Source organism: Leucobacter sp. USHLN153 (assembly GCF_037145615.1).
Classification (GTDB): domain Bacteria; phylum Actinomycetota; class Actinomycetes; order Actinomycetales; family Microbacteriaceae; genus Leucobacter.
The window spans coordinates 103,005-124,188 of sequence record NZ_JBBCXE010000002.1 but is presented as its reverse complement, the minus strand read 5'-3'; the positions used below and the strand labels follow the sequence as shown (position 1 = coordinate 124,188).

Sequence of the window (21,184 nt, the reverse complement as noted above, 5' to 3'; positions counted from 1 at the left end):
TTCGGCACGCCGATCGCCACCGCACCCGAAGCGTGCGCAGACCGGAGGCCCGTCACCGAGTCCTCGAAAGCGACGCACTCATGAATGTCGACACCGAGCAGTTCCGCTCCGCGGCGGTAGGGCTCAGGGTGCGGCTTCTCGTGCGCGACCTCGTCACCCGCGACGATCGCCGAGAACAGCCCCTCGGGCAGCAGTTCAACGACGGCGTCAGCGATCCCTCGCACCGACATCGTCACGAGCGCGGATGGAATGCCGGCTTCGCGGAGCGACTGCAGCAGTTCGACTGCACCGGGCCGCCACGGTGGCGTCGGCTCCATGCGCAGGCTCGCGATGACCTTCGACGCCCACTCGGAAATGATCTCGTCGATCGCGAGCGGCACCCCGAGCTCCTGGAACCGCGACGCCGCTGCACGCAGGCCCGACCCGACGAGCGACTCGCGCACGTCGGTGGTGAGCTCGATGCCGTAGCGGTCGAGCATCGCGAGTTCCGCTTCGAGCCAGGCCGGCTCCGAGTCGATGAGCGTGCCGTCCATGTCCCAGAGGACCGCGGCGGGGCCGGCTGCCACCGCGTTGGAGCCGGCCTGCTCGGCGGTGTCATTGGCGGTGTGCTCGGCGGTGTCGCCTCCTGCCGGTCCGAGGGTCCGCTCAGGTGCCGGTTCAGGTGTCCGCTCAGAGAGGAATGCGTTCATCCGACCGAGTCTACCGGCCGGCAGCAGATACCCTGAAGGTATGTCCGTTCCTGCCCCGCAGCCCCGCGTACTGATCGTCGCGTTCCAGGGATGGAGCGATGCCGGCGATGCGACGACCGACGTGCTCCAGCACCTCGGCGGACTCATCGACGCGGAGGTGCTGCACGTCATTAGCGCCGAGGGCTACGTGGACTTCCAGGTGCACCGACCGAAGCTCATCGTCGACGAGACCGGCAAGCGTGAGCTCGAGTGGCCCGATACGAGGCTGTTCGGCCCCGTGCAGCGTCCCGGCGCGTCGTTCGGGCCGCTCGACGAGCTGCCGAGCAAGACGTTGGGACTGCTCTCGGATTCGCCCGATCCCGATGCCGAGCGCGTGCGCCGCATCGACGGCACTCCCGTCACCGATCTGTTCCTCCTCGCCGGCGTCGAACCGGCCCGCGACTGGCAGAACTTCGCGGACGAGATCGTCGAGCTCGTCGACGTGTGGGCGATCGATCTTGTCATCATGCTGGGCGCCATGTACTCCGACGCACCGCACACGCGGCCCATCGTCACGACGGTGACCTCCGAGAACGAAGCACGCCGCGCAGAGATCGGGGCGGTCCGCAGCACCTACGAGGGGCCCGCAGGCATTTCCACCGTTGTCGATCTCGCGCTCGGCGAGGCCGGCGTCGAGACGCTCTCGCTGTGGGCGCAGGTGCCGCACTATGTGCACAGCACGCCCTCCCCGAAGGCGACGCTTGCGCTGCTCGACAAACTCGAGGAGCTCCTCGACATCGTGATCCCGCGTGGGGAGCTGCTCGTGCAGGCGAACGAGTGGGAGGCGAATATCAATCGCATCGCGGAGTCCGACGAGGACATGACGCGGTACATCCGCCGCCTCGAGGAGAATCGCGACGAGGAGCTCGCGGCCGAGACGACCGGCGACGCGATCGCCCTCGAGTTCGAGAAGTTCTTGAAGGGCGGGCCGCGGTTCGCGCGCGACATCGAGGTGCAGGCGCCGGGTCAGGGAGTCGACGTGCAGGGGCCTGAGGCCCAGGGGCAGGCGCAGGATCGCGCGGGCGCCGCGCATGCTCAGCCCGATGACGCGGCTTCCGAGCCGAACGACGGGAGCCAGGCGGAGCGCCCGACTCAGGCGGAGCGCCCGACTCAGGCGGAGCGCCCGACTCAGGCGGAGCGCCCGACTCAGGCGGAGCGCCCGACCGAGCTGGGGAATCCCGAACCCGACCCCTCGGACCCCGATGCAGAGAGCCCAGCCGCCGACGGTGATGACCGGCCCTGAGCGGTCCCGCTCCTGGTTACAGCTGCACACCGAGCAGCGCGAGCACCGCGTCGGCGATGAGACCCGGCGAGTCGACACCGCGATCGAGTGCGGCGTCGAGCGTCGCGAGCATCACGGGCGTATCGAGGTCGTTCGCGATCGCTGAGCGCAACTGCCGCAGCACCGCCGCAGCCGCCACCGGCTCGTCGCTCTGACGCGTCAGGCCTTCACGCCACGCCTCGAGCCGCCGGCGCGCGGTCTCGAGGTCACCGTCGTACCATTCCCACTCCGAGCGGTAGTGGTGGGCGAGCAGGCCGAGTCGGATGGCCGACGGATCGGCTCCCCCGTCGAGCAGCCGCGAGACGAAGACGAGGTTGCCGCGCGACTTCGACATCTTGTGCCCCTGGTACGAGACCAGCCCCGCGTGGCAGTAGGCATGCGCGAGCGGCGTGCCCGAGAGCGCGGTTGCGTGCGCCGCCGTGAACTCGTGGTGCGGGAAGACCAGGTCTGATCCGCCGCCCTGCACCGTGAAGGCGCCTCCGAGCGCACCGCGGGCGATCACGGAGCACTCGACGTGCCATCCCGGTCGACCGACACCGACCGACGTCTCCCAGCTCGGCTCCCCCGCGCGCGCGGCGCGCCACAGCAGCGGATCGAGCGCTCCGCGCTTCCCCGTCCGCTCGGGGTCTCCCCCGCGTTCGGCGCTCAGGCGCAGCATGAGCTCGCGGTCGTAGGGGGCGACGTCGCCGAGACGCCACTCCGAGTCGCGAGAGGCGCCCTCGGTATCGAAGTAGATGTCGTCGCCCTCGGCGTCGTCAGTGGGCACCGAGTAGGCGTAACCGAGCTCGCGCAGCTCGCGAACAGCATCCGCGATCTCATCGATCTGCTCGGTCACCGCGACGTAGTGCTCCGGCGGCAGCATGCCCATACGGAACATGTCGGAGCGGAACAGCCCGATCTGCTCGTCGGCGAGAGCGCGCCAGTCGACGCCGGTGTCGTTCGCCCGCTCCAGCAGCGGATCGTCTACGTCGGTGATGTTCTGCGCGTAGACCGTCTCGATGCCCGCGTCGCGCCAGGCGCGCTGCATGATGTCGAAGGTCAGGTACGTGAACGCGTGGCCGAGGTGGGTCGCGTCGTACGGCGTGATGCCGCAGACGTACAGCAGCGCTTTGCCCTCGGGGATCGCGGGGTGCTCGAGGCGGCCCGTCGCGGTGTTGAAGAGCTTCGGGGCGACGCCTTGACCGGGGAGCTCGGGGATCTCCGGAGGTGTCCAGGTTCTCACAGCACTCCTCCAACGGACAGCGCATGGGCGGTTTCGGAGGCCTGGGCGACGGTAGTGCCGCCCTCGGCCGAGAGCACTCCGGTGCTGAGCAGCACGATGACAACGACGCCGAGGAGTACGCGGTAGATGACGAAGGGCATGAAGCTGCGCTTCGAGATGTAGCTCATGAAGAATTTGATGATGACGATCGCGACCACGAACGCGATGACGGTCGCGACGAGCGTCATCGACATCGGGGCGCCGCCGCTCGGCTCGCCGATCTCCTTGAAGAGCTTGTAGAAGCCCGAGCCGAGCACGGCGGGAATGGCGAGCAGGAAGGAGTAGCGCGCGGCCGCCTCACGGCGGTAGCCCATGAGCAGGCCGGCGGTGATGGTGCCGCCGGAGCGCGAGACGCCCGGGATCAGGGCGAGCGACTGTGCGAGACCGTAGACGAGTCCGCGCTTCCACGTCAGCTGCTCGATAGAGAGCTCTTTGCGCCCCACGCGATCCGCGATACCGAGGAGGATGCCGAAGACGATGAGCATGGTCGCCGTGATCCAGAGCGAGCGGAGGGTCGTGTCGATCGCGTCCTGGAACAGCAGCCCGAGCACGACGATCGGGATCGAGCCCAAGATGATCCACCAGCCCATGAGAGCGTCGGGATCATTGCGCGCGACCCGCTTGCCACCGAGCGATTGGAACCAGCGCCCGATGATCCGCACGATGTCGCGCCAGAAGAACACGATGACCGCAGCCTCCGTGCCGATCTGCGTGATCGCCGTGAACGCGGCACCCGCGTCGCCGATGCCGAGCAGCTCGCTCGCGATGCGCAGGTGCGCGCTCGACGAAATCGGGAGGAACTCGGTGAGCCCCTGGAGGATGCCGAGGAGGATCGCCTCGAAGATACCCATGTTTCCTTTCCTGGGCCCCGGCCCGCGTACGGCGGCAGGCTATTGGGCCGCCGACCAGACTAGCCCACGGTGAGCGACCGCGGCCTGATCGCGGTGCACATACGGCACGAATCCACTGCCTGCGGGCGGCGCGGAGGCGAACGCGTGCTAGTACGTGCGGAGCAGGTCCGCGAGCACCGCGTGGCCGAAGTCGAGCGCGTCGAGCGGCACGCGCTCGTCGACGCCGTGGAACATGCCCGGGAAGTCGAGACCGGCCGGCAACCGCAGCGGCGCGAAGCCGTACCCCGCGATGCCGAGGCGTGCGAGCGACTTGTTGTCGGTGCCACCCGAGAGCAGATACGGCAGCACTCGCGCCTCGGGGTCCGCTCGCTTCAGACTCGCGGTCATCGCGTCGACGAGTTCACCCGAGAACGGCACCTCGAGCCCGATGTCGGAGTGGACCTGCTCGAGCTCGATGTCGTCGCCCACGATCGCGCGAATCTGATCGAGCACGGTCTCCTGGTCAGCGGGAAGTGCGCGCACGTCGATGAGCGCCTCCGCCGTGTCGGGGATGACATTGTGCTTGTAGCCTGCCTGCAGCACGGTCGGGTTGCTCGTGCTGCGCAGGCTCGCCTGGATGAAGCCGCCGGCCATGCCGAGTTGCAGCACGACGGTCTCGGCGTCGACCTCGTGCCGATCCTCCCCGAGGATGTCGGCGATCGCGTCGACGAGCTCGCGCGTGGTCTCGGTGAGCGTCACCGGCCACTCGTGGCGCCCGAGCGCTGAGACCGCTTCCGCCAGCCGCGTCACCGCGTTGTCGTGCCAGACCCGCGAACCGTGGGCGGCCGTGCCCCGCGCCCGCAGCCGGATCCACTCGAGCGATTTCTCGCCCGTCTGCACGAGGTACGCGCGCGTGCCCGCGATGTCGATGGAGTACCCCCCGACCTCGCTGATCGCCGTCTTGGCACCGGCGAAGAGCTCCGGTCGCTCGCGCACCAGATACTGCGCGCCGTAGACCCCGCCGTTCTCCTCGTCGGCGAAGAACGCGAGAACCACGTCGCGTCGAGGGCGCTCCCCCGCCCGCAGCAGCTCGGCAATGGCCGTCAGGATCATGGCGTCCATGTCCTTCATATCGACGGCCCCGCGACCCCACAGCATGCCGTCTTGCACGACGCCCTCGAACGGATCGACGCTCCAGTTCGCTCGGTCCGCGGGAACGACGTCGAGGTGCCCGTGGAGCACGAGCGCCGGGAGCGACGGATCGGCTCCCGCGACTCGCGCAACGACGCTCGCGCGTCCCGGATCAGACTCGATGATCTCGGGATCGAGGCCGAGCTCGCGCAGGTACGCGGCGACGTACTCGGCCGCCGGTCGCTCGGGCTCCGCATCGCCGCCACCGCGGTTCGTGGTGTCGATGCGGATCAGGTCGCGCGCGATCCGTGCCGTCTCCGACAGCGCGGCATCAGGGGTCTCGAGGCTCATGGTTCTAGGGTAGTCGGAGCCTCCGACATTCATCGAGCGAGCGACAGAACCGTTCGCGCCGCAGCAGGGAATCCGGGTCGGAGCCGCGGCCGATCCGCACCCCAGCCTGCCTTCTCCACGCCGTGCAGTAGGCTGCACCCGTGGAAATTGGCGGAGCTTCACCCGGTTCGACCCTCTCGTGACCGCGGCGCGCACCCGGCTCCCGCCGTGGAGCGTCGCCGTCTCCGCGATGTTCCTGATCCAGCTCTCGAGCGCGCTCTCGGTCGGCCTGATCGCCGAGGTCGGCCCCGCGACGACGTCGTGGCTGCGGCTCCTCATGGGCGGCCTCATCTTCATCGCGATCGCGCGCCCGAAACTGCGCTCGATCCGCCGAGACGATGCGCTCCCGCTCATCGGTCTGGGCGCCGCGAGCGCGCTGATGAGCGTCGCGTTTCTCGCCGCCGTCGACCGTATTCCGCTCGGCACCGCGGTCGCCATCGAGTTCCTCGGCCCGCTGACCGTCGCCGCCATCAGAAGCCACTCGCGCCGCGCGCTCGCGTGGCCGTTCCTTGCGCTCGCGGGCGTCGTGCTCCTCACCGAGCCCTGGCACGGGGCGGTGGATCTCGGCGGCATCGCCTTCGCCCTCCTCGCGGGCGTGGGCTGGGGCAGCTACATTCTGCTGACGCAGCGGGTCGGTGACCGCTTCCCCGGCATCAGCGGCCTCGCCGTCACGATTCCCATCGCCGCGGTCTGCTCCGCCGTCGTCGGCGTCCCTGGCCTCGTCGCGAACTTCGAGTGGCGCTTTCTGCTGATCGCGCTCGGGCTCGCCGTGCTCGCGCCGGTGCTGCCGTTCTGGCTCGAGATGTCCGCGCTGCGCCGCATGACCCCGGCCGCATTCGGTACGCTCATGGCCGTCGAACCGGCGGTCGGCATGCTGCTCGGCGCCATCGTGCTCGGCCAGCTGCCTTCCGCGATTCAGCTGACGGGCGTCGCGCTCGTGGTGCTGGCCGGCGCGGCCGCGCAGCGGGGCGGATCGCGGGAAGTCGCAGGCGATCCCGATGTGGCGCCGCTCTCGCCGGAGCACCTGGAGGATCCTGACGACCCCGACCGCCCGTCGAATCCGGAACCGCCCGCGCACCCCGAAACGCCGGACGCCGACCGTCCCAAAGACTACGAATAGCACCGCGCCTTGCGGCTCCGCCGCGAGCTTCTACGGGTCGAACCTCTCCTCTTGAGACTCCGCAAGCTGATCTTCGAATAGTGAAATGTCGACGTCCGGGCGCGAGGGCCCGATGCGCGGCGCGCGTTGACGGGTGTCTCCCCCGCCGACCCTGTTGCTACGCTCCGTGAGCGCCACCAGCGCAAGGTGACCGTCGGCGGTCCAGCACACAAGACGCCCGCGCTGGTCTTTCGTGCGCCCAAGGACGCCTGCCTCGAGCAGCTCGCCGAGCGCTCGATGCGCGGCAGCAGGGGACACACCGAGACGTCCGCTGACGGAATCGGCGGTCAGCACGGGATCCGAAGCGAGAGTGTCCAGAATGCGTCGTACGACCGCGTCCTTTCGTGGAACCGCGGGATTCAGACCCTTTTCTTTTCGGAAGGACACGAGCTGGTCGAACACCGTACGATCAAGCGCGGCGATACGCTCCGCCAGCCTCACAGCATTACCCGCCGCTCGCTCGGTCGCCTGAGCGAAACTGATCACCCACTCGTCGAGCCGCACCGGGTCAGCGCGGTACCCGGTCAGCCCCGCGATATACGCGTCAGTGTCTCCCGCGAACACCGTACTGATCGGGATAAGCACGTTCCGCAACGCGTCGGTGCGGCGCAGGACCGTGTGAATGAGTGCCCGCCCCGTGCGCCCATTTCCGTCGATGAACGGGTGAATCGTCTCGAATTGCGCATGAGCGATTGCGGCGCGAACGACCGGGTTTCCCTCTGTTTCGGTCACAAAACTGGCGAGATCTTCGACGAGGCGGGCTACCTCAGTTTCTGGGGGTGGCACGAACGCTGCCCGCAGCGGCGACCAGCCTGGTCCACCGACCCAGTTTTGCTCCTGGCGCAGCCCGCGTTCGAGTCGCGGTTCGATGACGTGCTGCAAGTCGACGATGTCATCGGCCGTGATCGTGCGAGTGAGGTCAGTCAGTCCGGCGATTGCCGCTTCCGTCGCGCGCACATTCGCGACGACATCGAGGGCTTGGCGGGGGCCCTGATGCAGTACTTCAGCGATTGCGAGTCGCTTGGGGGTGACTCGATTCCCTTCGATCCAAGAGGATGAAATCGACTCCGATCGAATGAGGAGATGATTGAGGTATTGTCCTCGCTCACCAATCCTTTCGTCCGCGCGGGCGAGCACAGCAAGTGCATCCTCGGCCGCGCTTTGCGCTGCAGCGCTCGGCGACGGGAGCGAGGTCCCTAATTCATCCGGAACATACGCGAGGTACCGGCCAGGCTGGCGATCGCGACGGCTCAGACCGCCGGCAGCCTCAGGATGCCAGAGACGTTCGACGTGATATCCCACAGCCCACCTCCTTCGCGCTTCTATTTCTACTTTAGATGCTCTAAGTGAGAAATAGGGCGATACGGCGAACGGTTACTGGCATCAAGTCCCCGACGCACAGCCCAAAATTCAACAACGCGAAAATGGCCTCCGAGCCGGAGTCGAAACCCCGGTCGGAGACCATTTTTCGTTCGTGCGCGGAGGGGGACTTGAACCCCCACGCCCTAATACGGGCACTAGCACCTCAAGCTAGCGCGTCTGCCATTCCGCCACCCGCGCGAACGATCCGGAACCGTCATCGGCCGAACAGAAGATAACTTAGCACGGATTTCCAGGGCGACTCGAATCGGTCCGGGATCTCGCGCGCGTCGCGCCCACGCGCCCCGCAATCGCCGGATACCGACGGCCGAAATGCCGCAGGCACGCGCACGGGCGTCAGGGCCGCAGTCGTCGCCGCAGCAGCTCGATCCGCTTCTGCAGTTGCGTCACCGACGCCTGCGCCACCGCCGGCCCGCCGCACACGCGCCGCAGCTCCGTGTGGATGTCCTTGTGCGGCTCCCCCGACACCTTCGAGTACATGCCGACGAGCGAGTTCAGCAGCTTCCGCTGCTCGCCGAGCGTGCGGTGCAGCGCCTCGGGCGCCTCCGCCTTCTCGGGGGCGTGCTCGAGGATCCCCTGTCGGTTCGCGCTCCGCCGCGCCTGCCGCGCTTGCCGTTGCTGCAGCAGCGCCTTCACCTCCTGCGGCTCGAGCAACCCGGGGAAGCCGAGGAAGTCGAGCTCCTCCTCCGACTCGACCTCGGCGTACCCGCCGAACTCGGCGCCATCGAACACAGCCCGGTCGAAGTGCGCATCCGAGCCAAGCGCCTGGTAGACGAAGTTCTCGCCCTCGACGAGCTCGGACGACGCCTGATCCCCCCGCTCCGCATCCGCCATGAGCGCGGCCTCGGCGTCCCACATCTCCTCTGCGCTCTTCGGCCCCTCGAGTACGTGGTTCCGCTCCTTCTCGAGCTCGGAGGCGAGCTGCATGAGGGCGGGCACGTTCGGAATGAACACCGACGCCACCTCGCCGCGACGCCGCGACCGCACGAAGCGACCGATCGCCTGGGCGAAGAAGAGCGGCGTCGACGAGCTCGTCGCGTAGACGCCCACCGCGAGGCGCGGCACGTCGACGCCCTCAGACACCATGCGCACGGCGACCATCCAGCGAGACTCCCCCTTCGAGAACTCGTCGATGCGCTCGGAGGCCCCGGAGTCGTCGGAGAGGATCAGCGCGACCTCCTCCCCCGTGATCGCCGCGAGCTGCGCCGCGTACGACTTCGCGGCGGCGTGGTCGGTCGCGATCACGAGTCCGCCAGCGTCGGGAATCTGCTGCCGCACCTCGGTGAGACGGCGATCGGCGGCGCGCAGCACCTTCGCGATCCAGTCCCCGGCGGGGTCGAGCGCCGTACGCCACGCCTGCGACGTCACGTCCTTGGTGTTGCCCTCGCCGAGCGCGGCCTCCATCTCCTCGCCCGCCGAGGTCTGCCACCGCATCTTCCCCGCGTAGACCATGAAGATCACCGGGCGCACGATCCCGTCGGCGAGCGCGCGACCGTAGCCGTAGTCGTAGTCGGTGAGCGAGAGGCGCGATCCGTCACCCTGCGGCGCGTACTCGACGAACGGGATCGGTGCGTCGTCGGAGCGGAACGGCGTTCCCGTAAGCGAGAGCCGCCGCCGAGCGTTGCCGTACGCCTCGCGAATCGCGTCGCCCCAGCTCAGCGCGTCGCCGCCGTGGTGCACCTCGTCCATAATGACGAGCGTGTTCTCGTGCTCGGTGAGCAGCCGGTGCTGCACGGGCTTCATCGCGACCTGCGCGTACGTCACGGCGACCCCGTGGAAGTGCCGCCCGTACGCGAGCCCGTCGCTGTTCGAGTAGTCCGGGTTCAGGCGGATCCCGGCGCGCGCGGCCGCGTCAGCCCACTGCGACTTCAGGTGCTCCGTGGGGGCGACGACGATGATCTGCCGCACGGTGTGATTCGAGCGCAGGATCGCCGCGAGCCTCAGCGCGAACGTCGTCTTACCGGCGCCGGGCGTTGCCGACGCCAAGAAGTCGCGCGGGTTCGCGTCGAGGTAGCGCTTGATCGCCTCTTCCTGCCAGGCGCGCAGCGTTCCAGCCGTACCGTGGGCGGCCCGCTCGGGATAGGCCGGTGGCAGGTGCTCGGCTGCGCTGGTCCCCGGAAGGTGGAGGCCCGATTCCGAATCTGTCACAACGTTCTAGACTAACGCTGTAACCCGAGCGCCGCGTCCTCGCGGATGTCCCCGCCGGGCGTCCCCTCCCCGTTCGCGGTGTGCTCGCCCGAACTTCCCGACTCAGAGGTGAGATATGACACAGGACAGCACCGCGCAGGACAGCACCGCAGCGGGTGGCATCGCACGGGGCAACCACGCAGCGGGCGGCATCGCACCGGGCAACCACGCAGCGGGCGGCATCGCACCGGGCAACCACGCACCGGACTCCATCGCACCAGAAGCCGGGTCGCCTGACGGCACGGCGGCGGATTGCGAGGCGCCGAACGAGGCCGCCGCTCAGAGCCCGGTCCAGCTCCCCTGGTCCCGCTTCGTGGCCCTCGGCGACTCGTTCACCGAGGGCGTGGGCGATCCCGACCCGGACAGCCCGGGCGGCCTTCGCGGCTGGGCCGATCGCTTCGCCGAGGTGCTCAGCGGCTTCGACGACGAGTTCGCCTACGCGAACCTCGCGGTGCGCGGCAAGCTCATCCAGCAGATCACCGACGAACAGGTGGACACCGCGCTCGACCTGCGCCCGGATCTCATCAGCGTGTGCGCGGGCGGCAATGACGTGATCCGCCCGGGCACCGACCCGGACGAGGTCGCGGCGAAGCTCGAGCGCGTGGTCGAGCGCCTCGAGGTGGGCGGCGCGACGATCCTGCTGTTCACCGGGGTCGACACCGCGTTCCAGCCAGTCTTCCGCTCGATCCGCGGGAAGGTGGCGATCTTCAACGAGAACGTGCGCAAGGTCGCGCAGCGCCACGACTGCATCGTCGTCGACCAGTGGGCGCTCGAGGAGCTGCACGACAGCCGCTACTGGGCGGGCGACCGCCTGCACCTCAACGCGCTCGGACACCACACGATCGCCCGCGCGGCACTCGATGCGCTCGGCGTTCCCCACGATCTCGCGCCGCTCGATCCGCCACCCCTGCCCTTCCGCAGCTGGCGCCAGGCGCGCCGCGAGGACGTCGTCTGGGCGCGCGAGCACTTCGTGCCGTGGGTGATCCGCCGCATTCGACACGTCTCTTCGGGCGACCGCATCGTCGCGAAGCGGCCCGTGCCCGCCGCGGTGCGCGTGCCGCGACCCGACGAAGCGTAGGGTTCGGCGGCCCATCACGGAGCGCGACGAGCGCACCGCGCAGCCGTCGCCAGGGGCTCCCGCAATCGCAGGCGAGCGGCTAGGGTGAGCCGCATGACTCAGATGCACCTCACGAAGCAGCTCGCAGACACCCTGGTCCAGGTCGGAGTCCACTCGGCCTACGGCGATCCCATCGAGGTCGACGGCACGACGCTCATTCCCGTCGCCTACACCGCGTACGGCTTCGGGGCGGGCGAGGGCGCCGGCGCCGGCGAGGGCGTCGCGCAGGGCGAGGGATCGGGCGGAGGCGGTGGCGGGGTCGCCGTGCCCCTCGGCTCGTACGTGACCCGCGACGGCGCCACCCGCTTCGAGCCGAACATCGTCGCGCTCCTCGCCGTCGGTGTTCCCTTCGTGTGGGTCGCGGGACGTGCGCTGGCGCGGGTCATCCGCGCGCTCAAGAAGTAGCGGCCGGGCTCCACGTCCAGGGCTCGCGCGGTAGCGCCGCGGGGTCGAAGCGATCGAGGATCTGCGCGGCCGACACGCGCTCCCCCGGCGCCGCGAGCCCGAGCGACTCGGCGATCCACGAGCGCACCGTCGCCGCGTCGACGCCCGTGCGCCGCAGCTCGGCGAGCGTCACCGCGCCGTCGCGCTTCGCGAGGCGCGCACCGCTCGGCCCGAGCACGAGCGGCACGTGGGCGTACTCGACCTCGGGCGGCGACGGCAGTCCGAGGAGGCGCTGCAGCAGGATCTGCCGCGGCGTCGACGAGGCGAGGTCGTCGCCCCGCACGATCTGGTCGACGCCCATCGCCGCGTCGTCGACCACGACCGCGAGATTGTAGGCAACCGTGCCGTCGCCGCGGCGCAGCACGAAGTCGTCGATGTCGCCGCGCACCCGCCCGAGCAGGACGTCGTCGAACTCGGGGGCGACCGTGCCCTCGGGTACGCGCAGCCTGAGCGCCGGGAGCCGCGGCGCGATACGGGCACGGGCCGCGGCGCGCTCGGCCTCGCTCAAGTCGCGGCAGGTGCCCGGGTAGGCGCCGGGCGGCGCGTGAGGCGCGCTCGGCGCCGCGAGGATGTCGCGCCGCGTGCACGTGCACTCGTACACCAGCCCCGCGTCTGCGAGCCGCGCGATCGCGCGCTCGTGATCCGCCCCGCGCTCCGACTGCAGCACGGCCACGCCGTCCCAGTCGATGCCGATGCGCTCGAGGTCGTCGAGCTGCGCGCCGCCGCTGCCGGCATCGCGCGCGCGGTCGAGATCTTCGATGCGCATGAGAAAACGGCGGCCGGTGGATCGCGCGAAGCACCAAGCGATGAGCGCCGTCCGCAGATTCCCGAGGTGCAGCTCGCCCGAGGGGCTGGGCGCGTACCGTCCTGCTCCCCCGGCGCCCGTCATGCGGTCTATCCTCTCACGGCGATACCCTGGAACTCCGATCGCGAGGAGGCACCGTGCGCCCAGATTCCACCCCTGCAGACGTGGCACCGCTCGAGGCGATTCTCGGAGACCGCCTCGTGCGCGATCCCGAGCTGATGCGGCCGTTCGCACGGGACACCTCGCGCGCCGCACTCGAGGGCGACCCCATCGGGGTGGTGCTCGCGGAGTCGACCGCGGACGTCTCAGAGGCGCTCCGCTGGGCGAGCAGCACCGGCACCCCCGTGAGCGTGCGCGGCGCGGGCACCGGGCTCGCGGGCGGGGCGATGGCCTACGCTGGCGGGCTCGTGATCTCGCTCGAGCGCATGGCGCGGATCATCGACATCGACGTCGCGAACGGGCTCGCGATCGTGCAGCCCGGTGTGATCACGGCCGAGCTCGACGCGGCGGCGCGCGAGCACGGGCTCTTCTTCCCGCCGGACCCGGCGAGCGCCCGCATCAGCACCGTGGGCGGCAACATCGCGACGAACGCGGGCGGGCTCCGCTGCGTCGCGCACGGCGTCACGAGCGATTCCGTAGCAAGGCTCGAGGTGGTGCTCGGCGACGGCCGCGTGCTGCGCACCGGCGCGCGCACCCGCAAGAACGTCGTCGGCTACGACCTGACGAGGCTCTTCGTCGGGTCGGAGGGCACCCTCGGCGTCGTGACGGAGGCGACCGTGCGCCTGAAGCCCGTGCCGGCCGGCGAGCCGCGCACGTTCCGCGCGAGCTTCCGCGACCTCGAGTCGGCGGGCCGCGCGGTCTCCGCGATTGTCGCGGGGCAAGCACGCCCCGAGGTGCTGGAACTGATGGACGCGCTGAGCGTCGAGATCATCGAGTCGTTCCGCCCCAGCGGGCTCACCGTACCGCGGGGCGCGATGCTCGTGGGCCAAACGGTGGGTCACTTCGGAGCGGACGCGCAGGCAGAGGCCGAGGCGATCACGGCGCTCTGCCGATCCCTCGGTGCCGACGACACCGCGATCTCCGACACCGACGAACTGCTGGAAGCCCGCCGCCTGTCGAACCCGGCGCTCAACGCCCGCGGGCTCAAGCTGTCGTGCGACGTCGGGGTGCCCGTCGCGGCGCTCGCGGAGGTGTTCCGCGGCATCTCCGAGATCTCGGCGCGCCACGGCAAGCGGGTGTCGACGGTCGCGCACGCGGGTGACGGCAATCTGCACAGCACCGTCGAGTCGTCGGACGCGGCCGCCGATATCGTCGCTGCCGACGCCGTGCTCGACGACATCACGCGCCTCGCGCTCTCGCTGGGCGGCACGATCTCGGGCGAACACGGCATCGGCTCGCTCAAGCGCCATGAGCTGCCGTGGCAGCAGGACGACGTCGCGCTGTCGGTGCAGCGCTCGATCAAGGCGGCGCTCGATCCCGCGGGGGTGCTCACGCCGGGTCGCGCCATCTGAGGGGTTTGTCAACCGGGTGGGCATCGGCGGTGAGCTCCGGCAGTGTCGAAGGCAGTGCGCACGCACTGCGATCCGCACACGGTTCGAGTCGCAGAGCGGGCGCCGCACAAGTCACACCCCGGGGCGCACCCCGCGCCCACTGCACTGCGTAAGGAGCACCCATGAGCACCGAGACCCAGCTGACCCCCGAGACCGTCATCGAGCTGATGCGCGAGGAGCGCTTCGTGATGATGTCGACCGCGACCGCCGAGGGCAAGATCGTGTCGCACCCGATGACGCCGCAGGAGGTCACGGACACGGGCGAGGTGTGGTTCTTCATCGGGCTGCAGGGCGACCAGGCCGATGCGATCCGCGCGAACCCGCAGGTGAACCTCGCGTTCGCCGAGACCGGCAGCTGGCTCTCCGTCGCCGGCAAGGCCGAGTTCGTGGAGGACCGGGCGAAGGCGGCCGAGCTCTGGGACGGGCAGGTCGACGCGTACTTCGACGGCGGGCTGGAGGATCCGAACCTCGGGCTCCTCCGCGTCTCGGGCGAGTCCGCGCAGTACTGGGGCGTGCCGGGCGGCAAGGTGATGGCGGCGGTCAAGATGGCGGCTGCGAAGGTGACCGGCCAGGAGGGTCCGGGTAAAGCGGGAACGGTCGAGCTGTAGGGGTGGCGAGGGCGGTGGTTCACTTGCGAGCGCAAAAAGTGGACCACCCGCCGGACCAGTGACAGGATCTGAGCATGCGTATCCTCTCGATTCAGTCCTCAGTCTCGTACGGCCACGTCGGCAATTCCGCCGCTGTCTTTCCACTTCAGCGGATCGGTGTGGAGGTCATGCCGGTCTCGACCGTCATGTTCTCGAACCACACCGGCTACGGCGCCTGGCGCGGGCCGATGCTCACGGGCGATGATGTGCGCGAGGTGGTCACCGGCATCGAGGAGCGCGGCGGACTGGAGGGCGTCGACGCGGTGCTCTCGGGATACCAGGGTGGCGACAGCCTCGGTGACGCGATTCTCGACGCGGTCGATCGAGTGCGGCGGATCAACCCGCGTGCGATCTACGCCTGCGACCCGGTGCTGGGGAACGCCCAGTCGGGGTGCCACGTCTCCCCCGAGGTGCAAAACTTGATTCGCGACCGAGTGGTGCCGCATGCCGACCTCATCACGCCGAATCAGTTCGAGCTCGGCTTTGTCACGGGCACGCAGCCCGACACCCTCGAGTCGACCCTCGCCTCCGTCGATCGAGCGCGGGCGCTCGGCCCGCGCACCGTGCTCGTGACGAGCGTCAACCGGCCCGAACGCCCGGACGACGTGATCGAGATGCTCGCCGTGACGGAGGGCGGGGCCTGGCTCATCGAGACCCCCCGCATCCCGGTGAAGATCAACGGTTCCGGCGATGTCACGGCGGCGCTCTTCACGGCGCACTTCGCCTCGTCAGGCGATGCCGCCGCTGCGCTCGAGCGCACCACCGCCAGCGTCTATTCGTTGCTCGAGCGCACGCACGCCGCCGGGTCGCGGGAGTTGCTGCTCGTCGAATCGCAGGAGGACTACGCGCACCCGAACTTGCGCTTCTCGGCGCAGCAGGTGCGCTAAACGCCGCCGCGCTACCCGCCCGCGCCCCGGTGTCCGGGGCTGTACGCGCCCCTCGCCCCGCCTCTTCATCCATGCGACGCGAGTGGCCGCTTCAAGCACGCGAAGCGGCCACTCGCGTCCACTCGATGAAGCGGAACACGGCACAGCGCGGGGAGCCGAGCAGGATCACGAAGAGTGTTCCAAAAACGCGCACCCGGGTGGCACCGCGCCCGAGCGCTGCGCTACCATCGAAGCAAAGTTCGGCATGTCGAACAATGGGGTTCGGGTGGTCGACACACCACCCGACTCCCTGCGGCGAGCGCAGCGAGGAGGGCCATGAACGCGCGAAAGCACGGAACGCGTGTACGACGCACGCGCGCCATTCCTGCCGCACTCGCGACGGCCACCCTGCTCCTCACCGTCGGCTGCGCCCCGGCGCGCGATGCCTGGACCGCAGACCCCGCGAACGCATCGCCTCATGCCCCCGTGGTGCTCACCACCTTCACGGTGATCGCAGACATGGCCCGCGCGGTCGCGGGAGATCACCTTGCCGTGCGTTCGATCACGAAGGCCGGCGCCGAGATCCACGGGTACGAGCCCACGCCGCTCGATGTCGCCCGAGCGTCGGAGGCCGATCTCATCCTCGACAATGGTCTCGGCCTCGAAGCCTGGTTCGCGCGCTTCGTGGAGCAGACCGACGTGCGGCACGTGGTGCTCTCGGAGGGCGTCGAGCCGATCCCGATCGCAATCTCAGGCGAGAACGACGCGGGCAAAGCAGGCAATGCGGCCAGCACGAGCGCGGCCGACGCTGCCGCCTCTGAGGGCGACACGACCGACCCCGCCCACGCGACGAACCCGCATGCGTGGATGAGCCCCGCGAACGCCGCGATCTACGTCGACAACATCCAGGCGGCCTTCACCAAGCTCGACCCCGAACACGCGTCCGACTACGAGGCCAACGCGGCCGCGTACCGCGAGCAGCTCGACGCACTCGCGGAGCGCCTGACCGAAGCGGTCGACGCGCTTCCCGAAAACCACCGCGCCCTCGTCACCTGCGAGGGTGCCTTCTCGTACCTGGCCCGGGACGCCGGCCTCACCGAGCGCTACATCTGGCCCGTCAACGCGGAGCAGCAGGCGACGCCGCAGCAGATCGCCGGGACGATCGACTTCGTGCGCGAGCGAGAGGTCCCTGCCGTCTTCTGCGAGTCCACGGTGTCTGACCGCCCGATGCGGCAGGTGGTCGAGAGCACGGACGCCGCGTTCGGCGGCACGCTCTACGTCGACTCGCTCTCACTGCCCGACGGTCCCGTACCGACGTATCTCGACCTCCTCTCGCACGACATCGACACGATCGTCGCCGGCCTCTCAGAAGGGCGCCCCGCATCATGACTGCCTCCCCCGCCATCTCCGTGCAGGGCGTGACCGTGCGCTACGGCGACGTCCTCGCGCTCGACGGCGCCTCCCTCGACGTCTCGGCGGGGCGGATCACGGGGCTCATCGGCATGAACGGCTCGGGCAAGTCCACGCTCTTCAAGACCATCATGGGCACGCTGACCCCCGAGCAGGGATCGGCGCAGCTCGCCGGTCTTCCTCCCGCCGAGGCGCGGGCCCGCGGTCTCGTCGCGTACGTGCCGCAGAGCGAGGACGTGGACTGGGCATTCCCCGTCTCCGTGCGCGAGGTCGTGATGATGGGGCGGTACGGCAAGCTCGGCATCACCAGGCGGGCGGGCGCGGCGGATCGGCACGCCGTCGAGCACGCCCTCGCCCGGGTCGAGCTCACCGATCTCGCGGATCGCCAGATCGGGCAGCTCTCGGGCGGGCAAAAGAAGCGCGCGTTCGTCGCGCGCTGCATCGCGCAGGAAGCGGAGATTCTGCTCCTCGACGAGCCCTTCGCCGGAGTCGACAAGCGCAGCGAGGCGACGATCGTCCGTCTGCTTCGCGAGCTCGCCTCCTCCGGGCACACGGTGCTGGTGTCGACGCATGACCTCCACGCGCTCCCCGAGCTCGCGGACGACGCCGCGCTACTGCTGCGGCGGGTACTCTTCCACGGGCCGGTCGCAGAGGCGCTCACTCCCCCGCGGATCGCGCAGGCGTTCGTGCTCGGCGATCCCGAACTGCGTGACGCGGAGGCGCATGCGCCCGCAGCCGATGCTCGGCAGCAAGCAGGGGCCATCGCGCCACAGCCAAAGTCGAGCCCGGAAGCGGAGCAGCGCGCATGAACCCCATCGACCTGTTCCTCGAGCCGCTGCAGTACGAGTTCATGGCGCGCGCGCTCGTAACGACCGCGATCGCCGCTGCGGTCTGCGCGTTGCTCTCCTGCTGGCTCGTGCTGACGGGGTGGTCGCTCATGGGTGACGCCGTCTCGCACGCCGTGCTGCCGGGCGTGGTGCTCGCGTACGTCGTGGGGGCGCCCTTCGCCCTGGGCGCGCTCGTGTTCGGGTTCCTCTCGGTCGCGCTCATCGGGGGGATCCGCAACACGAGCCGCGTGAAGGAGGACGCGGCGATCGGCATCGTCTTCACCACGCTCTTCGCGCTCGGGCTCGTGCTGATCTCGGTGACGCCGAGCCAGACGGATCTGAGCCACATCGTGTTCGGCAACATTCTCGGTGTCTCGAACGGCGATCTGCTGCAGATCGGTGTGCTCGCGACTATCGCGGCCGTCGTGCTCCTACTGAAGCGGCGGGATCTCACGCTGTGGGCGTTCGACCCCACGCACGCCCACGCGATCGGGCTGAACCCGCGCCTCCTCGGGGCGGTGCTCCTCGGCCTCATCGCGCTCACCTCCGTCGTGGCGCTGCAGGTCGTCGGCGTGATCCTCGTGGTCGCGATGCTCATCATTCCGGGAGCGACCGCCTACCTCCTCACCGACCGCTTCACGCGCATGCTGGTGATCGCGCCGGTGCTCTCGGTGGCGTGTTCCGTGACCGGGATCCTGCTGAGCTACTGGTTCGACGCGTCCTCCGGCGGCCTCGTCATCCTCGTGCAGGGCGCCGCCTTCACGCTCGTGTATCTCCTGAGCCCGCGGCAGGGCCTCCTCACGCGAGCGATTGCCCGACGGGCGCGGCGGGGACGCGAGGTGCACGCGCGGTAGTTGCGGCGCGCCTTTCGGGCGGGCCTTTCCGGCGGGCCGAGCGGAGTTGCGCTGACCGGATCGCTTCCGAGAACAGTTTGGTGCGTTACCAGCCGGGACACTGCACCAAACTGCCACCCGAGCGCACGGGTCTGCCAAGAAGCAGGCACCCGCGCAGCGCCGACGTCTCCACGCGGTCGCTAGTCTCGATGGGTACCGTACACACGAAGAGAGCCCCATGAGTACTCTGCCGCCCGCATCCACGCCCGCATCGTCCACCGCACGCCCTGCTCACCCGACGCTCCCGGCCACCCCGCGCAAAGCATGGCGCATGCTTGCGATCGGTGTCGCTGCTCAAGCGGCCGGCACGCTGCTCGTCTCGACGCCCGCGTACCTCATCGTGCTCCTCCACACGCAGCAGGGCGTTTCCCTCACCCAGGGAGGCCTGCTCGCCTCAGCCCCCACCTTCGGCATGGTGCTGACGCTCGTCGCCTGGGGCGCCGCCGCCGACCGGTGGGGCGAACGCGGCGTCATAGCAACCGGTTCCGCCCTCTCCGCTCTCGCCGCGCTCGCAGCTGCCTTCACGAACGACTTCGTGTGGCTCGCCGCACTCCTGGCCGCGGGTGGAGCGGCCGCGGCGAGCACCAACGCGGCGAGCGGGCGCGTGGTCGTGGGATGGTTCCCGCGTCACCGGCGGGGGCTCGCGATGGGAATCCGCCAAATGTCGCAGCCGCTCGGCGTCGCCGCTGCCGCGCTCATCGTGCCGCCCATGGCCGCCGCATACGGTGTCGCCGCCCCGCTGTTCATCGTCGCCGCCGCGACGGGCGTCCTCGCGATCGCGGCGCTCCTCGGCATCGAGAATCCTCCGCGGTCCGCTCCCGCCGCGGCCGGGGGCACCTCGCTCGCCCCTACGGCGAACCCCTACCGGCGCGACGGCTTCCTCGCACGCATCCATGTGCTGTCGGTGCTGCTCGTGGTCCCGCAGTTCACGCTGTCGATCTTCGGAATCGTGTGGCTCAGCGTGGGGCTCGGGTGGAGCGAGGCGTGGGCCGGCGCGGTGATCGCCGCCGCGCAGTTCATCGGGGCGCTCGGGCGGATCGGCGTCGGCCATCTCAGCGATCGCGTGGGCAGCCGCGTCCGCGTGCTGCGCTGGGTCGCACTCGCGGGCGTCGCTGCGATGGTCGCGCTGGCGGCGAGCGCCGCGTTGCACTGGGACGCCCTGGCGGCGGTGCTCTTCATCGTCGCCACCACCATCAGCGTCGCCGACAACGGGCTCGCGTTCACGTCGGTCGCCGAGGCTGCCGGGCCAGGCTGGTCGGGGCGCGCGCTCGGCCTGCAGAACACGGGGCAATTCATCGCGGCCTCAGCCGTCGGCCCCGGCATCGGCGCACTCGTTACCCTCGCCGGGTTCCCCCTCGCGCTCGCCGCCGTCGCACTCGCGCCCCTCATCTCAATCCCGCTGATCCCCGCGCGCGACCGCGACAGCAGCAGCGAGTGAGCACCTAACCGCGATCCGCCGCCGGTCGCGGACCGTCAGTCGCGGGGCACTCGGTTCCACAGCTGGTGCGTGAGTCCGCTGCCCGTCGTCACCGACTCGATATCAAAGCGGCCCTCAAGTCCGTCGAGGCCCTGCCACACGCTGACCCCTGAGCCGAGCACGATGGGCACGACGACGATGTGCATGAAGTCGATCAGGTCATCACGGAGGAAAGCGTTGACGGTCGACGGCCCGCCGCCGATCCGCACATCCTTCCCCTCAGCGGCCTCCTCCGCGCGCCGCAGCGCTTCCGCCGGGGATGCGTCGATGAAGTGGAAGCTGGTGCCGTTCTCAAATTCGATGCTGTCGCGGGGGTAGTGCGTCAGTATGAAGGTCGGCGTGAGGAACGGCGGCGCGTCACCCCACCAACCGTCCCAGCCGTCGTCGAGCCACTCGCCGGTGTGCGGGCCGAACTTGCGCCGCCCCATGATCTCCGCGCCGATCCCTTGCCCCCACATGCTGAAGAACGCGTGATCCGCATGCACCGCGTCCGGGAGCCCGCCGACTCCGTCGATGACGCGGCCGTCAAAGAACGGGATCAGCGCCTCAGCTCCACCGAAGGGGGTTTCGAGGGTGACGCGGTGCCCCGCCGAAAATCCGTCGAGGGAGATGAGGAGGTTGTGTACTCGCGATCGGGGCATATGCTTCTCCTTCGAAGTGTCCGGCGGGATGCGGCGCTTCGCGAGCGTCGCCGGGGCAAGAACTGCGCCAACATCAGCGTCGGTCGGCTGGGGCATTCACTTCTGCCCTGCACCCAGTATCCCGCGCGATACACAGCGCCGCATCGGGGTCTCGAGAGG

General features: G+C 69.7%; 18 protein-coding genes, 1 tRNA gene and 1 pseudogene. 11 read left to right on the top strand and 9 right to left on the bottom strand.

Annotated elements, in window-relative coordinates; all coding sequences use genetic code 11:
* Positions 1-17: 17 nt before the first annotated feature.
* A pseudogene (locus WFH00_RS03770) lies at positions 18-689 on the bottom strand (HAD family hydrolase); the annotation flags it as partial.
* Between the two features lie 40 nt (positions 690-729).
* Here WFH00_RS03770 and WFH00_RS03765 point away from each other — a divergent pair.
* Entirely contained in the window at positions 730-1,971 is a 1,242-nt protein-coding gene (locus WFH00_RS03765) for a PAC2 family protein (RefSeq protein ID WP_336659291.1), read from the top strand.
* A gap of 16 nt (positions 1,972-1,987) precedes the next feature.
* On the opposite strand, the gene mshC is transcribed toward WFH00_RS03765, so the two are convergent.
* The 3 genes from mshC to WFH00_RS03750 form a co-directional block, all read right to left on the bottom strand.
* Entirely contained in the window at positions 1,988-3,232 is a 1,245-nt protein-coding gene (mshC, locus tag WFH00_RS03760; RefSeq protein ID WP_336659290.1) for a cysteine--1-D-myo-inosityl 2-amino-2-deoxy-alpha-D-glucopyranoside ligase, read from the bottom strand.
* A complete protein-coding gene (locus WFH00_RS03755; RefSeq protein ID WP_336659289.1) occupies positions 3,229-4,122 on the bottom strand; it encodes an undecaprenyl-diphosphate phosphatase in 894 nt (297 codons plus the stop codon). Before WFH00_RS03755 ends, mshC begins: the two co-directional genes overlap by 4 nt.
* A 147-nt stretch (positions 4,123-4,269) precedes the next feature.
* A complete protein-coding gene (locus WFH00_RS03750) occupies positions 4,270-5,583 on the bottom strand; it encodes a M20/M25/M40 family metallo-hydrolase (RefSeq protein WP_336659288.1) in 1,314 nt (437 codons plus the stop codon).
* 229 nt (positions 5,584-5,812) lie between these two features.
* On the opposite strand from WFH00_RS03750, the gene WFH00_RS03745 reads away from it, so the two are divergent.
* Positions 5,813-6,742, top strand: a complete 930-nt coding sequence (locus WFH00_RS03745) for an EamA family transporter (RefSeq protein WP_336659730.1) — start codon at positions 5,813-5,815, stop codon at positions 6,740-6,742.
* A 30-nt stretch (positions 6,743-6,772) separates the two neighbouring features.
* Here the strand turns inward: WFH00_RS03745 and WFH00_RS03740 are convergent, their stop codons facing one another.
* From WFH00_RS03740 to WFH00_RS03730, 3 genes are all read right to left on the bottom strand, one after another.
* On the bottom strand, positions 6,773-7,738 hold the full coding sequence (locus WFH00_RS03740; RefSeq protein WP_336659287.1) for a Fic family protein: 966 nt from the start codon (positions 7,736-7,738) through the stop codon (positions 6,773-6,775).
* 518 nt (positions 7,739-8,256) lie between these two features.
* Positions 8,257-8,341: transfer RNA gene (locus WFH00_RS03735), tRNA-Leu, on the bottom strand.
* A gap of 156 nt (positions 8,342-8,497) precedes the next feature.
* On the bottom strand, positions 8,498-10,309 hold the full coding sequence (locus WFH00_RS03730; RefSeq protein WP_336659286.1) for a DEAD/DEAH box helicase: 1,812 nt from the start codon (positions 10,307-10,309) through the stop codon (positions 8,498-8,500).
* A 352-nt stretch (positions 10,310-10,661) separates the two neighbouring features.
* Between WFH00_RS03730 and WFH00_RS03725 the strand changes: the two genes are divergently transcribed.
* Positions 10,662-11,426, top strand: coding sequence for an SGNH/GDSL hydrolase family protein (locus WFH00_RS03725; protein WP_442918798.1), 765 nt, complete (start codon positions 10,662-10,664; stop codon positions 11,424-11,426).
* Between the two features lie 93 nt (positions 11,427-11,519).
* Entirely contained in the window at positions 11,520-11,870 is a 351-nt protein-coding gene (locus WFH00_RS03720) for a spore germination protein GerW family protein (RefSeq protein WP_336659284.1), read from the top strand.
* Here the strand turns inward: WFH00_RS03720 and gluQRS are convergent.
* A complete protein-coding gene (gene gluQRS, locus WFH00_RS03715) occupies positions 11,860-12,798 on the bottom strand; it encodes a tRNA glutamyl-Q(34) synthetase GluQRS (protein WP_336659283.1) in 939 nt (312 codons plus the stop codon). The genes WFH00_RS03720 and gluQRS overlap by 11 nt on opposite strands.
* Positions 12,799-12,851: 53 nt before the next feature.
* On the opposite strand from gluQRS, the gene WFH00_RS03710 reads away from it, so the two are divergent.
* The 7 genes from WFH00_RS03710 to WFH00_RS03680 all read left to right on the top strand — a co-directional run bounded on the left by WFH00_RS03710 (position 12,852) and on the right by WFH00_RS03680 (position 20,345).
* The gene (locus tag WFH00_RS03710; protein ID WP_336659282.1) at positions 12,852-14,225 is read left to right on the top strand and encodes an FAD-binding oxidoreductase; all 1,374 of its coding nucleotides are present in this window, start codon (positions 12,852-12,854) and stop codon (positions 14,223-14,225) included.
* Positions 14,226-14,386: 161 nt separating this feature from the next.
* On the top strand, positions 14,387-14,872 hold the full coding sequence (locus tag WFH00_RS03705) for a pyridoxamine 5'-phosphate oxidase family protein (protein WP_336659281.1): 486 nt from the start codon (positions 14,387-14,389) through the stop codon (positions 14,870-14,872).
* Between the two features lie 74 nt (positions 14,873-14,946).
* Positions 14,947-15,798 carry a pyridoxal kinase PdxY gene (pdxY, locus tag WFH00_RS03700; RefSeq protein ID WP_336659279.1) on the top strand — a complete coding sequence of 284 codons (852 nt, stop codon included), beginning with the start codon at positions 14,947-14,949 and terminating at the stop codon, positions 15,796-15,798.
* A 315-nt stretch (positions 15,799-16,113) separates the two neighbouring features.
* Entirely contained in the window at positions 16,114-17,166 is a 1,053-nt protein-coding gene (locus WFH00_RS03695) for a metal ABC transporter substrate-binding protein (protein WP_336659278.1), read from the top strand.
* A complete protein-coding gene (locus WFH00_RS03690; protein ID WP_336659277.1) occupies positions 17,163-17,996 on the top strand; it encodes a metal ABC transporter ATP-binding protein in 834 nt (277 codons plus the stop codon). The genes WFH00_RS03695 and WFH00_RS03690 overlap by 4 nt, the downstream gene beginning before the upstream one ends.
* Positions 17,993-18,868 (top strand): metal ABC transporter permease, encoded by an 876-nt coding sequence (locus WFH00_RS03685; RefSeq protein ID WP_336659276.1) that lies wholly within the window; start codon positions 17,993-17,995, stop codon positions 18,866-18,868. The genes WFH00_RS03690 and WFH00_RS03685 overlap by 4 nt, the downstream gene beginning before the upstream one ends.
* A gap of 310 nt (positions 18,869-19,178) precedes the next feature.
* Complete coding sequence (locus WFH00_RS03680) at positions 19,179-20,345, top strand: MFS transporter (protein WP_336659275.1); 1,167 nt, start codon at positions 19,179-19,181, stop codon at positions 20,343-20,345.
* 35 nt (positions 20,346-20,380) lie between these two features.
* On the opposite strand, the gene WFH00_RS03675 is transcribed toward WFH00_RS03680, so the two are convergent.
* The gene (locus WFH00_RS03675; protein WP_336659274.1) at positions 20,381-21,025 is read right to left on the bottom strand and encodes a dihydrofolate reductase family protein; all 645 of its coding nucleotides are present in this window, start codon (positions 21,023-21,025) and stop codon (positions 20,381-20,383) included.
* Positions 21,026-21,184 lie beyond the last annotated feature (159 nt).

Coding starts and splice junctions, on each gene's coding strand:
- WFH00_RS03765 (WP_336659291.1), top strand. CDS start 730: ATGTCCGTTCCTGCCCCGCAGCCCCGCGTACTGATCGTCGCGTTCCAG.
- WFH00_RS03755 (WP_336659289.1), bottom strand. CDS start 4,122: ATGGGTATCTTCGAGGCGATCCTCCTCGGCATCCTCCAGGGGCTCACC.
- WFH00_RS03750 (WP_336659288.1), bottom strand. CDS start 5,583: ATGAGCCTCGAGACCCCTGATGCCGCGCTGTCGGAGACGGCACGGATC.
- WFH00_RS03745 (WP_336659730.1), top strand. CDS start 5,813: ATGTTCCTGATCCAGCTCTCGAGCGCGCTCTCGGTCGGCCTGATCGCC.
- WFH00_RS03720 (WP_336659284.1), top strand. CDS start 11,520: ATGACTCAGATGCACCTCACGAAGCAGCTCGCAGACACCCTGGTCCAG.
- gluQRS (WP_336659283.1), bottom strand. CDS start 12,798: ATGACGGGCGCCGGGGGAGCAGGACGGTACGCGCCCAGCCCCTCGGGC.
- WFH00_RS03705 (WP_336659281.1), top strand. CDS start 14,387: ATGAGCACCGAGACCCAGCTGACCCCCGAGACCGTCATCGAGCTGATG.
- pdxY (WP_336659279.1), top strand. CDS start 14,947: ATGCGTATCCTCTCGATTCAGTCCTCAGTCTCGTACGGCCACGTCGGC.
- WFH00_RS03695 (WP_336659278.1), top strand. CDS start 16,114: ATGAACGCGCGAAAGCACGGAACGCGTGTACGACGCACGCGCGCCATT.
- WFH00_RS03690 (WP_336659277.1), top strand. CDS start 17,163: ATGACTGCCTCCCCCGCCATCTCCGTGCAGGGCGTGACCGTGCGCTAC.
- WFH00_RS03685 (WP_336659276.1), top strand. CDS start 17,993: ATGAACCCCATCGACCTGTTCCTCGAGCCGCTGCAGTACGAGTTCATG.
- WFH00_RS03680 (WP_336659275.1), top strand. CDS start 19,179: ATGCTTGCGATCGGTGTCGCTGCTCAAGCGGCCGGCACGCTGCTCGTC.
- WFH00_RS03675 (WP_336659274.1), bottom strand. CDS start 21,025: ATGCCCCGATCGCGAGTACACAACCTCCTCATCTCCCTCGACGGATTT.